At 41.6% G+C, this 12321-nt stretch carries 18 protein-coding genes and 1 pseudogene; 11 read left to right on the plus strand and 8 right to left on the minus strand.

Annotation, left to right across the window (positions count from 1 at the left end; genetic code table 11):
- The first annotated feature begins 113 nt into the window (after positions 1 to 113).
- The 5 genes from AC07SI_RS26600 (at position 114) to AC07SI_RS26620 (ending at position 2945) form a co-directional block, all read left to right on the plus strand.
- Entirely contained in the window at positions 114 to 413 is a 300-nt protein-coding gene (locus AC07SI_RS26600; RefSeq protein ID WP_495006829.1) for a hypothetical protein, read from the plus strand.
- Positions 414 to 432: 19 nt separating this feature from the next.
- Positions 433 to 783: a hypothetical protein gene (locus AC07SI_RS26605; RefSeq protein WP_495006830.1), complete on the plus strand. Its 351-nt coding sequence runs from the start codon at positions 433 to 435 to the stop codon at positions 781 to 783.
- 128 nt (positions 784 to 911) lie between these two features.
- Positions 912 to 1916, plus strand: a complete 1005-nt coding sequence (locus AC07SI_RS26610; protein ID WP_495006831.1) for a DNA adenine methylase — start codon at positions 912 to 914, stop codon at positions 1914 to 1916.
- 58 nt (positions 1917 to 1974) lie between these two features.
- On the plus strand, positions 1975 to 2445 hold the full coding sequence (locus AC07SI_RS26615) for a hypothetical protein (protein WP_495006832.1): 471 nt from the start codon (positions 1975 to 1977) through the stop codon (positions 2443 to 2445).
- 8 nt (positions 2446 to 2453) lie between these two features.
- Positions 2454 to 2945 carry a hypothetical protein gene (locus tag AC07SI_RS26620; RefSeq protein ID WP_495006833.1) on the plus strand — a complete coding sequence of 164 codons (492 nt, stop codon included), beginning with the start codon at positions 2454 to 2456 and terminating at the stop codon, positions 2943 to 2945.
- 22 nt (positions 2946 to 2967) lie between these two features.
- On the opposite strand, the gene AC07SI_RS26625 is transcribed toward AC07SI_RS26620, so the two are convergent.
- The 7 genes and pseudogenes from AC07SI_RS26625 to AC07SI_RS26655 all read right to left on the minus strand — a co-directional run bounded on the left by AC07SI_RS26625 (position 2968) and on the right by AC07SI_RS26655 (position 6933).
- Positions 2968 to 3375: a hypothetical protein gene (locus AC07SI_RS26625; protein ID WP_495006834.1), complete on the minus strand. Its 408-nt coding sequence runs from the start codon at positions 3373 to 3375 to the stop codon at positions 2968 to 2970.
- A 1-nt stretch (position 3376) separates the two neighbouring features.
- Entirely contained in the window at positions 3377 to 3700 is a 324-nt protein-coding gene (locus AC07SI_RS26630; protein ID WP_495006835.1) for a hypothetical protein, read from the minus strand.
- Positions 3697 to 4224, minus strand: coding sequence for a hypothetical protein (locus AC07SI_RS26635; RefSeq protein WP_495006836.1), 528 nt, complete (start codon positions 4222 to 4224; stop codon positions 3697 to 3699). Before AC07SI_RS26635 ends, AC07SI_RS26630 begins: the two co-directional genes overlap by 4 nt.
- Positions 4225 to 4700: 476 nt before the next feature.
- Positions 4701 to 5048, minus strand: a pseudogene (locus tag AC07SI_RS26640) (addiction module antidote protein); the annotation flags it as partial.
- Entirely contained in the window at positions 5045 to 5350 is a 306-nt protein-coding gene (locus AC07SI_RS26645) for a type II toxin-antitoxin system RelE/ParE family toxin (protein WP_495006837.1), read from the minus strand. The gene AC07SI_RS26645 and the pseudogene AC07SI_RS26640, both read right to left, overlap by 4 nt.
- A 64-nt stretch (positions 5351 to 5414) precedes the next feature.
- Entirely contained in the window at positions 5415 to 6131 is a 717-nt protein-coding gene (locus AC07SI_RS26650) for a hypothetical protein (protein WP_495006838.1), read from the minus strand.
- A gap of 67 nt (positions 6132 to 6198) precedes the next feature.
- Positions 6199 to 6933 (minus strand): hypothetical protein, encoded by a 735-nt coding sequence (locus AC07SI_RS26655; RefSeq protein ID WP_495006839.1) that lies wholly within the window; start codon positions 6931 to 6933, stop codon positions 6199 to 6201.
- A gap of 143 nt (positions 6934 to 7076) precedes the next feature.
- Here AC07SI_RS26655 and AC07SI_RS26660 point away from each other — a divergent pair, with 143 nt between their 5' ends.
- Genes AC07SI_RS26660 through AC07SI_RS26675 form a run of 4 tightly spaced genes read left to right on the plus strand, consistent with a single transcriptional unit; the run spans position 7077 to position 10698 of the window.
- Positions 7077 to 8669, plus strand: coding sequence for a hypothetical protein (locus tag AC07SI_RS26660; protein WP_495006840.1), 1593 nt, complete (start codon positions 7077 to 7079; stop codon positions 8667 to 8669).
- Positions 8670 to 8723: 54 nt separating this feature from the next.
- Positions 8724 to 8897 carry a hypothetical protein gene (locus tag AC07SI_RS26665; RefSeq protein ID WP_495006841.1) on the plus strand — a complete coding sequence of 58 codons (174 nt, stop codon included), beginning with the start codon at positions 8724 to 8726 and terminating at the stop codon, positions 8895 to 8897.
- 51 nt (positions 8898 to 8948) lie between these two features.
- Positions 8949 to 9995 carry a hypothetical protein gene (locus tag AC07SI_RS26670; protein ID WP_495006842.1) on the plus strand — a complete coding sequence of 349 codons (1047 nt, stop codon included), beginning with the start codon at positions 8949 to 8951 and terminating at the stop codon, positions 9993 to 9995.
- Entirely contained in the window at positions 9988 to 10698 is a 711-nt protein-coding gene (locus AC07SI_RS26675) for a hypothetical protein (protein WP_495006843.1), read from the plus strand. Before AC07SI_RS26670 ends, AC07SI_RS26675 begins: the two co-directional genes overlap by 8 nt.
- A 16-nt stretch (positions 10699 to 10714) precedes the next feature.
- On the opposite strand, the gene AC07SI_RS26680 is transcribed toward AC07SI_RS26675, so the two are convergent.
- Positions 10715 to 11350, minus strand: a complete 636-nt coding sequence (locus AC07SI_RS26680; protein ID WP_495006844.1) for a hypothetical protein — start codon at positions 11348 to 11350, stop codon at positions 10715 to 10717.
- Positions 11351 to 11451: 101 nt separating this feature from the next.
- Between AC07SI_RS26680 and AC07SI_RS26685 the strand changes: the two genes are divergently transcribed.
- Positions 11452 to 11931, plus strand: a complete 480-nt coding sequence (locus tag AC07SI_RS26685) for a hypothetical protein (protein ID WP_495006845.1) — start codon at positions 11452 to 11454, stop codon at positions 11929 to 11931.
- 85 nt (positions 11932 to 12016) lie between these two features.
- Positions 12017 to 12313, plus strand: coding sequence for a hypothetical protein (locus AC07SI_RS26690; protein ID WP_495006846.1), 297 nt, complete (start codon positions 12017 to 12019; stop codon positions 12311 to 12313).
- Positions 12314 to 12321 lie beyond the last annotated feature (8 nt).

Raw genomic sequence — 12321 nt, forward strand, 5'->3', positions numbered from 1 at the left:
GAAAATATGACCGTTCGTCGGCTTTTGATTGCATTGTTCTGTATGTTTTTTGATCAAAAATGGGCTTTGCAAGCCCTTTCTTGCTGGCCGGGTAGGGCTGGTATGGTGGCCTTTTGGGTGGTTCGGGTTTTCCTGCAGATCACGCCACTCAAGGCTTTCAGATCTTTTGGCCCTTCCCGGCGTGGCTGTCTGAAAACCTTCCAATTGATTTTGAAGGTTTTTCCTACGATTTCGATTGCAATTTTTTGGTGATTGACATTCAAAAACGCCGTGATAATGTGCTCTACATCGAAAGCGCAACAGCGTTTTTAGATCCTCTACATTGCATTGGCGGTCGGGCCATCAAACCAGATTCGATACTGGATGCAATATCAAAAGCCCTAACGGGGCTTTCTATTCAGCAATCCTGCTGATAGCGCATGATTTTCTATCATGTCTATTCAAAAATTCTACGCTGCTATTGAAGCTCCACACGTCCAGAGCATTGTTCTCTATTCTGTTGGTCTGAATTTTGAACCAAAAATTGCGGTTCAGCATTCGTCTGACACTGAAGATGGCGTCAAATACAAACCCTTTTTCACTAACGATGACCTTCAATTTATCATTTTCGAGCTGGAAGACTCTTGCCCGGAGATTGGCATTCCAATTGATGGCATTGCGCAAAATTACAAAATTCTGAGTTTCTATAATTCAGAAGGCAGTAATGAGTTTTTGCTGAATACCATCCTTAAGTCTGAAGAAGGTGTTTGGGAAGAGCATAATTTTCTGATTATCGTTCAATAGTTTTTGCTTCCATACTTTGCATCGCCAATTGGGGCGTTCTAATCAGTTTCGATACTGAATGCAAAACCAAAGATCTGAAATGATGATCTTTCTCTCCGCAATTTGGCGGGAGGCAGCATTTATGAACAATGCGCTATCTCGGAAGCAAGGCAAAACTGACTAATTTTATCGGCTCTGTTGTTGACGTTTGCGAAAGCAAAATTAAACGCAAAGGCAAAATCAAATTTACTGATTTGTTTGCTGGGTCAGGTAAAGTCAGTGAATATTATAAGAATAAGTTTGATGTAACTGCTAACGATCTGGAATTTTACTCGTTCGTTACCCTAAAAAACATTCTTCAAAATGATTCCACTGTGGCCCGTTCGGTTGATGGCTACCTTGATTTCATGAATCGTTGCTTAGGTAAAATTGGCTTTATTACTGAAAGCTATTCGCCGGTTGGTGATCGACTTTTCTTTACAGAAGAAAATGCCCGCATCATTGATGAAGCTGTGGCTTATGTCTATGAAATGCGCCAATTGCATCTTCTGGACGAAAACCAATTTTACTATCTTCTTGGCTGCGTTCTGGAAGCGGTGGATAAGGTTAGCAATACCGCTGGGCATTACAGCGCCTATCTGAAATACGTTACGCCACAAGCGCAACAGCGAATCAGGTTTGAGCATATCCAACTTGGCGAGCTTAAAAATCGTTCAAATAAGGTTATGCGTGCTGATGCGAATGAAGCAATGGCGGTGGTATCGGGGGATATTCTGTATCTCGATCCGCCATACACATTCAATTACAGCAGCCGCTATTCGCTCCTGAATACGATTCTGAAAAACGACAAGCCAGAGATCAAAGGCGTTACTGGTCGCCGTCAGGACGCCCATGCAAGCCCTTGGTCAAACCCTGTCAAAGCGGCTGGCCTACTGGATGATCTGTTGGAAAAGGCGGATTTCCGCTTTGTTGTAATGAGCTATTCAGGGGATAGCGTCATGGACGCTGGAACGATTGCTGATGTGTTTGCAGGGCATGGGAAATACTCTCGCTACATTAAAGAGCATCAACGCTACAAGAGCCGTAAGGACGCTGACAGCGCCCCTATGGTGGTTACTGAATATCTGCATGTGTTAGACAAAAAAGCTGCATAACCCCTGCTAACAGCCTGGACTGTTAGCACTTAAAACTTTAACTGAGAGGAAATTAAAAATGGTAAAAACTCAAAATAATCTGCCCGATTTGTTCACTGATTTAGTAGTTGGTAAAAAGTATCGCCTTGTTGGAATGACTGGTATTGATTATTACGATTTTTCGGGTGTAGTAGAAAGGACTTTGTTTGATAATAATATTTATGAGCTTATTCAAAAAGACGATTCGGCTATTGTTTTTGAATGGGCAATGAAAAGACAACCTTCTGTATTTGACTTTTCAAATGTTCGACTTGAATTTGTTTTGAATCTGGAAAGTGGGAAGCTGGATCATTATAACTTTTGTGAGGATGTGTCTTACAACATCGTGCAAGGTTTGGCGTTTGAAAATTCCTCTGTGCAATGCGTATGGATTTCAACTGACACAAATCTGGTAGAGCTTGATGATACCAGTCTGGAAAATTTAATTAGTAATTTCAATGAAGGAATGTTGATTGTTCCTTTCGGTGAGATTGAACTTGAATCTTTGTGAGGTGATATATGGATTATGAAAGATTGCGCAAATGTGAGTCGCTGATTGACATTGCGTTGTGCAACCAATGGGCAAGAGATCCAAGGGAAGGCAAGGCATTGGATTGTCTTCACTTCGATGAATATTGTGAAGCTGTTTTTGATCTGAAAAGCGCAATCGACATAATGCTTTTCAGCAAAGAGGCTGGATTGAAAGCGGCGCTAAAGAGATATTCAATCTACGTTTGCCTATATACCTTGGGTATTTCATATTCTGATGTTGCAGATACAGACGAATATAGAATGGTGTTTGAGGCTGTATCAATAAATGTAAATTGTAATTGGGTAGAATATTATGAGAAAATGCAACAGCACTTTTATGAATATATGCGCTTCTTAGACTCTGATTCATCTGATTCATCTGATTCATCTGATTCATCTGATTCATCTGATTCATCTGATTATCTGATTACGCCAGTAAAGCAGTTTAAGCGTCAAAATCCTGATATGGCTTTCGGGTAAAACCGAAAAGCCTATTAGGTTTTTATTGAAAGTGTTTAGCTTCTCTTGCCATAGCCGCTAAGGCTTTGTCTTCATACTGTTCCTCTTTTTCTCTTTCTTGAATTTCTTCCAACAAGGCAGGATCAAGAGTTTTGAAGTGGCTGTATTTCAATGCAAGAGATTCAGCTAACGAGTCGAGATTAGTAGCCAAACTCGTTTTGTATGTTCCAACCAAGTCGAAATGTTGCAATCTCTCAGAAGAAATTCTTTTCTCCCAAAGTGCGTATGAAAGTTTTAATATCAACGTCTTGGTGAACTGAATCTTTTCTGTTTTGCTGATGTATAAGAGCAATTCAGTTTTTAACATTGATTTAGCACGGCGTTTCTCTGCTGATTTTTCTGCTCTCCTTCGTCCTAATTCGGACATTTTTTGTGCGTGGCTTTTTTCCATTTCATACCTCCTTTGTAAATACTTTGTTTATCATGATTCGTTCAAGGATGATGTAAGCCCCTAAATGCAGTGCCGCCATTGCAAAAAACATTAGTGCCATTAATTGTGAAAATATCTGCATATTGCGGTAGGAATATTCTTCCATTGTTTGTCCATGAGTAAAGAAAACGTAGTGCAGTTCTGCTGAAATTAATAACATAATCGCCAATCCTGACAGCAATCTTAAAGCCCATATTTTTAATGTCTTAATTCTTTCAGATTTGCTTAATTTAATTAGTTCGTAAATGGCCCCAAATAAGACGAATGTTAAGAAAGCAGTTTTCATTTCACACCTTTTTTATAGTTTTTGTATGCGGATTCAATCTCTGTCAATGTATAGAAGCTAATAAAAATGGTAGATAAGATTAGAGTTGTCGCTATTTCGTCACTGCCCCAAACCTTGGCAACGAACATACTCCATCCCATATTCCATAGAAAATCAGAAGGAATATTTAAATTAAAAGCGTGAAAGCTCATTTTTAATGCTTTTAATGAAATAATGATGGGTGTTAAAAGAATAGATATTGCTAAATGTAACCCAAGCGATACTGTTGTTAGTGTTATTAAATTTTTGCGATTTGTTGGTTTTTCTTCTTCATCTGTCGTTGACTTGTTATGCAGGTGGTAGCCAATAACTAATAATGACAAAATTAACGCTGGAATAATTACCCAAGCCACACCAGAAATAACTTTATGGTCTTCTTTATATATGAGAAGGTCGGAAATTGATATTTGCGTGGCGAGGTAAATCGCAAGCGCAATACAGCTAAATGCAAGAATATTTAAAATGGTTGCTGTGAATTTTTTCATTATTATAGTAATTTTGTTTTATAAGCAAATTATATCAAATACAAGATGGTAGATTTGCAGTTAAGAGTAAAATAATTTTATGCTAACAGCCCGGCCTGTTAGCAGTGGGTTGTGAAAGTCATATGCTGTATGGATAATCTGATTTGAAAATATTTTTAAATAATTTAAAAATTAATCTGAATAATTTCTATGGACGTAAAAAAGCCCCAATCAAGGGGCTTGGTTTGATGCTTGGTATTTTAAGCACTGGCGTGGCTATCGGGCTTTTTGGCAGTGGGTTTCTTTGCTGCCGCCTTGGGCGATTTGTCCCTGATTTGACCATCAGCATTACGGGATCTGCTTGAAGCTGCTGCGGGTATCCGAGCCGGTTTAGTGGCTGGCTTGGCTGTTGGCTTCACCAATGGCTTTGCAGGAGCCTTGGCAGGGGCTGCTGCGGCTCTGGCTGGCACTGCCCGGAGAAGGGGCTTAGAAGGCGCTGGAAGCGTTCCAAGGGGCTTAACAGTCAGTTCAACGCCCAAGGCGTTCAGAAGCTTCTGAACAGTGTCAAAGCGGGTCTTCTCGCCACCTTTGAGCGTCTTATACAGCGACTCACGGTTTACGCCTGCATCTGCAGCGAGCTGGTTCACGCCGTGCGCCTTGGCTACCTCCGCAAGCGACTTCATCAGGATCGATGCGTCGTTGGCTTGGAGCGCTTCGGCAAGGAAGGCGCTGATAGTTTCAGGATTATCCAGATAGCGGGAAGCCTCGAAACGGCTTACCTTTTGGCTACCTTCTGCGGAAAGGCCCATGATGGGCATATCCATTGGGTTGAATGTCTCACTCATGGCGCACCTCTCAATGCTTCCCATATCTCTTTCGCACGTTTGATGCCGCGCTGCTGGTCTGTCTTATCACTACCATACAGCATCAGGAACGTGGTTTCGGCTGTCCTGACAAAGTAGCAACGGTAGCCGGGGCCAACAAAAACGCGCATTTCGCTCATGCCTTCACCGACCGGCTCACAATCGCCAAACAATCCGCTTTCTGCCCTTACCAAGCGGGCATTGACTGCGGCCTTGCCCTTACGGTCTTTGATACCGCTGAGCCAGTCGTCGAACTCGTCTGTCTTGTTGATGGTCAGTTTCATGCTTCATATAGTAGCCTACTGGCTACTCCTTGTCGATCCAGCCGCTGGGTATGTGGTCGGGTTTTCAGAGAAATGTTTGTCTGACAGACTCACTGAATCGTTCAATCTTCGCATCCCCATACAAGCCATTCTGAATGCCTTTCAGCAACGCCAAGGCCGATGGTTGGTAGACGGTGCTGTCTTGGTCTGACACACGCAAACCCTGATTCAGCACCACTGAACCATCAGCTTTGACTGTATGAGCTATGGATAAGGCTATGAGAATTTCGGGATGATTCGCCCATGCTTTGCTGGCTGCTCCTTCGACCTGGAGAACGGGAATTGTCAGACCGGCGACGGCAACGGTGTAGGTGCCGGTAGTGATTGATTCGTCTGTATAATCTGGTAGCTCGACCTTCAAGCCTGAATTAGCCTCTGCAGCCTTCTGGCTGGGTTTCAGAGCGTCTTGGATAGCGTGTATGGCATTTATGCTGATTTCATACCCCAGCGCCTGCAGGCGCTCATGAGCAACCAAAAGAAACGTCTCATGGCTCAGGCCGTTCACTTGCTCGATCAGGGTTTTGTGAGCGTCAGAAAGGCCACAATCTTCGGATGGGTCGAACGGGCCGGGGATTGGCTTCTTGGCCTGCATAGCAACGATCTGAGCCTGCCGGTGGGCCTTGGCTGCTACTGGTGTCAGTCTGTTGAATACAAGCGATTGCAGGGCGCTTGATAGGTGATAGACAGCCGGGGTGCTGTTCACTTCTGTCATGGCTTCACGCCAATCGTGTTCTGTTTTCATATTATACAAATTCATCTGTGAGAAACGAAAAAGCCCCGGTTAAGGGGCTTTATGGAAGCGGGGCGGGTTAGGCTGCTTCGACAGTCGCAGTAGCTTTGAAGCCTTCAAATTGACCGGCCACAATCGCCTTGGCGAGATTGCCACGGCTGATTTTTACAGGCTTGCCGTTCTCGTCTTTGACTTGATGCGCGTCTTCAATGACTACTTTGTCTTTTTCGTTCAGCTTGAAAGGAATCTTCAAAGCTTCCAGCAGTTTCGATTCTTCGTCGTTCCATGCCACTGGGCCTTGGCCGACAGTCATTTTAAAGTCTGTCTCAGGGCCGGTGATGTGGTAAACGGTTTTCGCAGCCGGGGCGCGAGTCGAGGTTTCGCCGCCTTCCTTGGTGCCGCGTTTAGTCTTGCCATCGTTGCGGGCCGACTGGATAGCGCTGTGGGTGCCTTTCAAGCCTTCCAGAGCGGCGGAATATGCCAGAGCCTCAAACTCAGGGCGGAAAGCTTTCAGAATCAGCGTCCAGTCGTGCGCTTTGCGAAGCTCTGCGACTACCTTCTGATCAGACTTTTCGTTGTCCTTGATAGCCTTCAGATTGCTGGAAAGCTCGAGAACGGTGTCAATGTCGTTGCGTGCGGCTGCTTCAGCAATCTTGCGGTTCAGTTCCAGAGTCGCTGGGTTGACGCTCGAAGCCAGCAAGACATTCAGAATCGACTCACCCACATTTTTTGCCACTGGCGAATGCAGGTTGTAATGAGTCAGTGCGTCTTCGTAGATTTCTTTCGCGGTTTTTGCGGCTTCGTTCTGAGACATTTCAAGATTCCCTTTTTGAGAAAAATTCGATTTGGTTGAAAAGGTTTGGCCCTTTCTTGGGTTCAGATCTTTGCAAAGCTTTTGGGTTTGGTCAAGATTTATTTTCTATTTATTTTTAAATTCATTATTTGAAAATGCTATAATTGAAGCATAAACAATTAATTATAATTATGGCTAATGCACAAGTAGTAGAAAAAGCTTTGAATGGATTCAAGAAGCTCGTAACAAAAAACAAGATAATACGTCAAGATCCAACCCTCGACGACATAGATAATTACGATTCAGATGTGGAAGCTGAGCCAGCGTCCTTGCCGGTTTTTGCCGGGGTAGGTGATTTCATTCCAGAGCAAGCTGAAAAGATTCAGAATGGAATGGCAAAAACAGATGAAGAAGAAGAAAGGCTTAAAACATTTCGTGAAGAACTGGAAGAACTGACCAGACAGAAAGGGTATGCGTTCAAGTCTACGCTTGGAGAATATCGCGTTCGCCAAGGCCATGAACGTGTGGCGACTTTCAAAGAAAGCGGCTCAATGACGTGGAGCCATAGCGATGTAGCCGGTGCGGATATTCAGCAATATATAGCTGTTCTTGCAAAGCACAAGCTTGCAAAAGAGACAAAGCCAGTGGTTGTTTCTTTAAACGAAAAGCTTATAGAAGGTGAAGAAACCCGCATAGCGTTTTTCCGTAACACAATCAAGACATTGCTGGAAAACGACATTGATATAGAAAGAATCAAGATTCATAACAAACAATATCAATACTTGATAGACGAATTTAAGCCTAAGCAAGTCGCAGACGTTGGATTAGACAACGGTAAGCAACCAAGGCAAGAACCTACTGTTGACGGTGGTTTAAAAGCTGCTGAGAAGCCGCCAGAAGTGGCTGGCATTGGTGATGCTCCTGCTGAGCCTGCTCCCGCTCCTGCACCTGCTGCGCCAGAAGCTGCTACGCCTGATGCAAAAGCTGATAAACCTGTGATTGGAGCTACAAAGCCTGATGGCCTTACTATCAGCCCTAATGAAGATCCAAAACAGCCACTGAATCAAGTGGATAAAAAGTTACCAGATGCAGCACCTGAAAAAGCCCCAACAACTGAACCTGAAAAGCCTACTGAGGAAAAAGTTAGTAAAGGTGTGAAGTTAGAAAAAGAACCTACTGAGCCTGCGGCCCAGTCGAAAAAGCCTACTGCGCCGGTTCGTTCAGAAAAGCTTAAAAAGGCGGATGAATTTTCAAAAGCTCCATTGAATGAAGATTTGAAACCTTTGGACGTAGCTAATCATGTATATAAAGCAGTTAAAACAACTGAGCTATATATAGCTGCGAATGAGTTTAAAAATGCAAATGGCATGATGACAAAGGCAAGAGCTATCGCTGAGCATTACAAAGCGCCTGATGATGTAATAAAAGGTATCAAGCACTTGGTATTAGCTACAAACAATGCTGATGATTTGAAAGGCGTTTCTGCGAAAGATAGAGTTGCCACATATGCAGAAGATTTAAAGTTTGCGGCTAATGCAACTGGCGAATGGATGAATGAAATTAAGCCAAAATTGACACAAGAGCAGACTGTAAAAGAGGCTTCAAAGGTCAAAGATAAAATAACAGAAGCTGACATATTGGATGCTGCAAAAGACTATAAAGCACCCAATGAAGATAAGATAAATGATGCGTTTAAGAAAAGTGAAATAGATGATGGAATTAAGAAGTCAACAAGAAAGCAACGTATTAAACCTTAAAGAAAGCGCTTAGGCGCTTTTTTTGTATACTGAGTAAAACAGCAGTGAATAATTATGTCAGAAGGAAAAACATTTGATGAAGCCTTGAAGGATGCTCTTATACAAGCGTCCATTGCGCATGCAAAAGAGAAAATGAAAAAGCCACATGAGCTAACACCATACGAAAAGTTTATGAGGGAATTTAGAGAATTGCCAGATTTACCTGAACATAATCAGCCTATTGAATGAAATTCTATTTAAAAAAATGATATAATTTGGATAACAACAAATTATTATAGTATGAACTATCTTAAAGAAAAAATTGAATCATTAATCAGTGGTAAAAATAAAATTGAAAATCAATGGAATGGCGTAGCTGATTTGCCTGCAAGCCTCGGCCTGAGTATGGATGGTGTGGCATCTGATTTCAAAGAAATAACACACAAAGAATATCCAGAATCGAAAAATGCTTATTTAAAAGTAATCAGGAAAACGAAAGAATTTAAAGATCAAATTCAAAGCTATTTTAGTGAAAATAAATCTTTTGCCAAAGAGATACAAGGTATTGCTAAGGATGCAGGGCATTCAGTAGAGAAGTTAGGTAATTTGGGTTTGAGAATAAGTAACTCCCAAGGGCCATTTGTCGATGTGGATTTTTCAGGCAACATTGTTTTCAGAAATGGAAATGTCAATAATTCCGCGACTGAAAAATACATAGATGCTGTAACGAATAAATTTAAAAGTAATGACGCTTATATAGTGTTTAAGGGTGGAGATAATTTTACAGATTCTCAGAATGAGGAATTATTAAAAGTCATAGCAAAATCAATGATTCGCAATGACATTGATTTTAAACGTCTCCATGTTGCGGATGAAAAATTACAGGGTGTTATTGACGAATTTACGCCAAGCCCTACCAGAGTCGATTTGGTCAATGGGAAGTTTATAAAGTCTGATAAAGGATATGGATACAGTGAAATGGATTCTCAGTCTGTTTTAGCAATGCGCGGTATGAACTGTATCAAGTATGCAGGTGGAGACTTAAAGCAGTTTGAGAAGTTTTCAAAGATATACGAAATAGAGCATAAATTGAAAATATCGTTTTCTGAGAAAGGCGATGTAGTTAATTTTTCAAGCACGGATTCAGAAAATTCAATATCTTTTAGGACGGCGAGCATTAAGGAAGGTGGTAGAAAATTAAGGGATAATTTCAAATCTGTTCTTTTACAAAAGGAGGAATTAGAAAAAGCTCATAATGCCCATTTCGTTAGTCTGGATTTTGAAACTAAATATGATAATCAAGGACAAAAATCTAAATTGAAAACAAGTGGTGTGAAATATGCTTGATTCAATTTCTAAACTCAAAGATATTTTCAAACCGAAGTATGTGAAACAACTCAATGGCCCGCATAGGGTCGATGAGAGGGCAGACCTTGAACCATTCAAGGTCAAAGTTAAGGAAAGACTGATTAAGGCAATCATTCGTGGTGTGGTTGGTCTGCCGCTGGTTTCAGACAAAAAGCCAGAGTTTGAAGCTGAGATTGCTTATAAGCACAATGGTTATTACATAAAGCATATCCAATTTCTCAGAAGATCTGTCTATGCTCGTTCAGTATTCTGGCAGATAGTAAAAGAATTTCCAATTAGCTATACAGATGAAGCCGCTGCCGTCATGGATGCCTTTTATCAAGAAGTGAAGCTTCAAGATTTCATTGAAAAAATCTGTATAGGATTAGTGAATAATCTTCAACTGGAATCATTGGGAGATATTGAGCAAGCCCGATTGCACCTAAACAACCTTATAGCTAATCGTCTTGCTATTGAGCTTGATGATTTCTTTAACGCTAACCAGCTTCTGGTTTTGTGCTGTGCAAGGGCAGAAGGCGTCAAAGGTTCGTTAATCTTCAAGGACGATGAAGACGGAAAAATTCAGGGAATATTAGATAGAAGAAACTATGATAGGCCAATGTTCGATGACCAGTATCATTTGGCGAGAGGGAACTATAAGCCAGTTTCTGACAAGGATGATGAAGAAAAGCCCTTTGAATGAAGGGCTTTTTTACTGGTTAGAAATTTTCATTCATTATCTGCGTCAATTCTTCAACCGTCATATTTTGACCAGCATTTACCGCTGCGGGTAACTCCAAAGCTGGTTTAGCTTGTTTCGTTTCCTCCTGCTTTATCTCTTGTTCAAGGGCTTTTTCATACTCGTTAGAAGAAGCGGATAGGCCAACCAATTCTGTTGGGTAGCAGTGTTTCAAGGCTCTGCGAAGGGGAACAGCCATTTCTGTTTCAAGCTGGAAAAGCTCCATGATTTGGAAATTATCCATAGATTCCAGTTTGGAGCGTTTGATTCTTGAAGCGCCGCCTTTTTCACGCAGGCCGATTATATTATCTATGTAGTATTTGTTTTTTCTTTTTGGCTCGAAAAGGGTATATGGAAAAACTGAGTATCTTTCTTCAACCAATTTGGCGTATTCGTAAAATTCTTTCCAACCTTCTGTGGTAGTCGTATCTCCCCATTTTGGTTTTCCTTGCTTTTTTTCGATTAATTCTACTATTGCCAATGGTGATGTAATTTCGTCTATTGCCTTGTCCAGCATAAAATTATTGATTGATTCCCAAAGGTTGAAATTTATTTTGACGCAAGATTTTCTTCTTTCGTCTTCCAATACTTGGAATGATTTGTTAGGTGTTTGCATAATTTTTAGTAATTGTTTACCTCATTATATCAAATGAGATCTTGAAACCCGCCTTTTCTGGAGTTATAAACACGATCCATTTTTTCAAAAGGAATTTGAACATGTTGAAGAAAACCTTAGCAGCGCTGGCCTTGGTGGTCGCTGGGGGCCAGGTTCTGGCCGCTCCTGCTGATTTCGCTGCCTACGCTGTGCCTGTCGAGAACATCACGCTTAAAGGCCCGCTGACGGGCGCTAATGACCAGATCCGGGCAAAGGTCGCATGGGTCAAGACAAAGGCGCAGAAGCCTAATTTTGCAGGCCATTACGTGCTTGACAGCTTTGGCTGTGGGACGGGCTGTATGTCTACTGTCCTTGTAGATCTGCGAACAGGGGCTGTCTATCGTGCGCCGTTCCACGAACCCACCTATGGCGAAAAGTCTTACCGCCCAGATAGCCGTCTGGTGGAATACAGCAAGTATGGCTATATCAAGGCTGGCTCTCCCGAAATGTCTCAGATTGATGGCATCGCAATTTGGGATGACAAATTGAAAGCTTTCAAGATCAAGGAAGAAGGTAAACCCTACAAGATGGATATGGAATAAAAAAAGATCCATATAGAACCCGCTTAACGGCGGGTTTTTTAATTATTAAATGGTAGAATATGCACAATAACAAACTAACTATTATATGAACGATATAGTAAAAATAGCTACTGATTCAAAGATATTCAAAGCTGAAAGCGCCATGGGTAAAATAAAGCTGAAACTGGCTATTACCATACCGCGCAAAATATTTGCCAAGCGTGATTTGCAGCAAGCCATGAAAAAGCTCGTCCATTTGTTTTCAAATTCAACAACCTCTTTGAAGGTCGGTATTGTTGTTCCAGACAATGCTATTACTGAAAAAGCGCTGAAAGAGTTTATTGCCGTATTGGATGGTTTTATGAAAGAAGAAAATTTAACTTATGATAAAGTTAAATCATAACAATACTA

It is taken from the genome of Pseudomonas sp. GW821-FHT05D12 (genome assembly GCF_059419825.1).

What these genes read in the sequence shown, in the direction of transcription:
- AC07SI_RS26605 (WP_495006830.1), top strand. Translation starts at nt 433, where the DNA reads ATGTCTATTCAAAAATTCTACGCTGCTATTGAAGCTCCACACGTCCAG.
- AC07SI_RS26610 (WP_495006831.1), top strand. Translation starts at nt 912, where the DNA reads ATGCGCTATCTCGGAAGCAAGGCAAAACTGACTAATTTTATCGGCTCT.
- AC07SI_RS26615 (WP_495006832.1), top strand. Translation starts at nt 1,975, where the DNA reads ATGGTAAAAACTCAAAATAATCTGCCCGATTTGTTCACTGATTTAGTA.
- AC07SI_RS26620 (WP_495006833.1), top strand. Translation starts at nt 2,454, where the DNA reads ATGGATTATGAAAGATTGCGCAAATGTGAGTCGCTGATTGACATTGCG.
- AC07SI_RS26625 (WP_495006834.1), bottom strand. Translation starts at nt 3,375, where the DNA reads ATGGAAAAAAGCCACGCACAAAAAATGTCCGAATTAGGACGAAGGAGA.
- AC07SI_RS26630 (WP_495006835.1), bottom strand. Translation starts at nt 3,700, where the DNA reads ATGAAAACTGCTTTCTTAACATTCGTCTTATTTGGGGCCATTTACGAA.
- AC07SI_RS26635 (WP_495006836.1), bottom strand. Translation starts at nt 4,224, where the DNA reads ATGAAAAAATTCACAGCAACCATTTTAAATATTCTTGCATTTAGCTGT.
- AC07SI_RS26645 (WP_495006837.1), bottom strand. Translation starts at nt 5,350, where the DNA reads ATGAAACTGACCATCAACAAGACAGACGAGTTCGACGACTGGCTCAGC.
- AC07SI_RS26650 (WP_495006838.1), bottom strand. Translation starts at nt 6,131, where the DNA reads ATGAAAACAGAACACGATTGGCGTGAAGCCATGACAGAAGTGAACAGC.
- AC07SI_RS26655 (WP_495006839.1), bottom strand. Translation starts at nt 6,933, where the DNA reads ATGTCTCAGAACGAAGCCGCAAAAACCGCGAAAGAAATCTACGAAGAC.
- AC07SI_RS26665 (WP_495006841.1), top strand. Translation starts at nt 8,724, where the DNA reads ATGTCAGAAGGAAAAACATTTGATGAAGCCTTGAAGGATGCTCTTATA.
- AC07SI_RS26670 (WP_495006842.1), top strand. Translation starts at nt 8,949, where the DNA reads ATGAACTATCTTAAAGAAAAAATTGAATCATTAATCAGTGGTAAAAAT.
- AC07SI_RS26675 (WP_495006843.1), top strand. Translation starts at nt 9,988, where the DNA reads ATGCTTGATTCAATTTCTAAACTCAAAGATATTTTCAAACCGAAGTAT.
- AC07SI_RS26680 (WP_495006844.1), bottom strand. Translation starts at nt 11,350, where the DNA reads ATGCAAACACCTAACAAATCATTCCAAGTATTGGAAGACGAAAGAAGA.
- AC07SI_RS26685 (WP_495006845.1), top strand. Translation starts at nt 11,452, where the DNA reads ATGTTGAAGAAAACCTTAGCAGCGCTGGCCTTGGTGGTCGCTGGGGGC.
- AC07SI_RS26690 (WP_495006846.1), top strand. Translation starts at nt 12,017, where the DNA reads ATGAACGATATAGTAAAAATAGCTACTGATTCAAAGATATTCAAAGCT.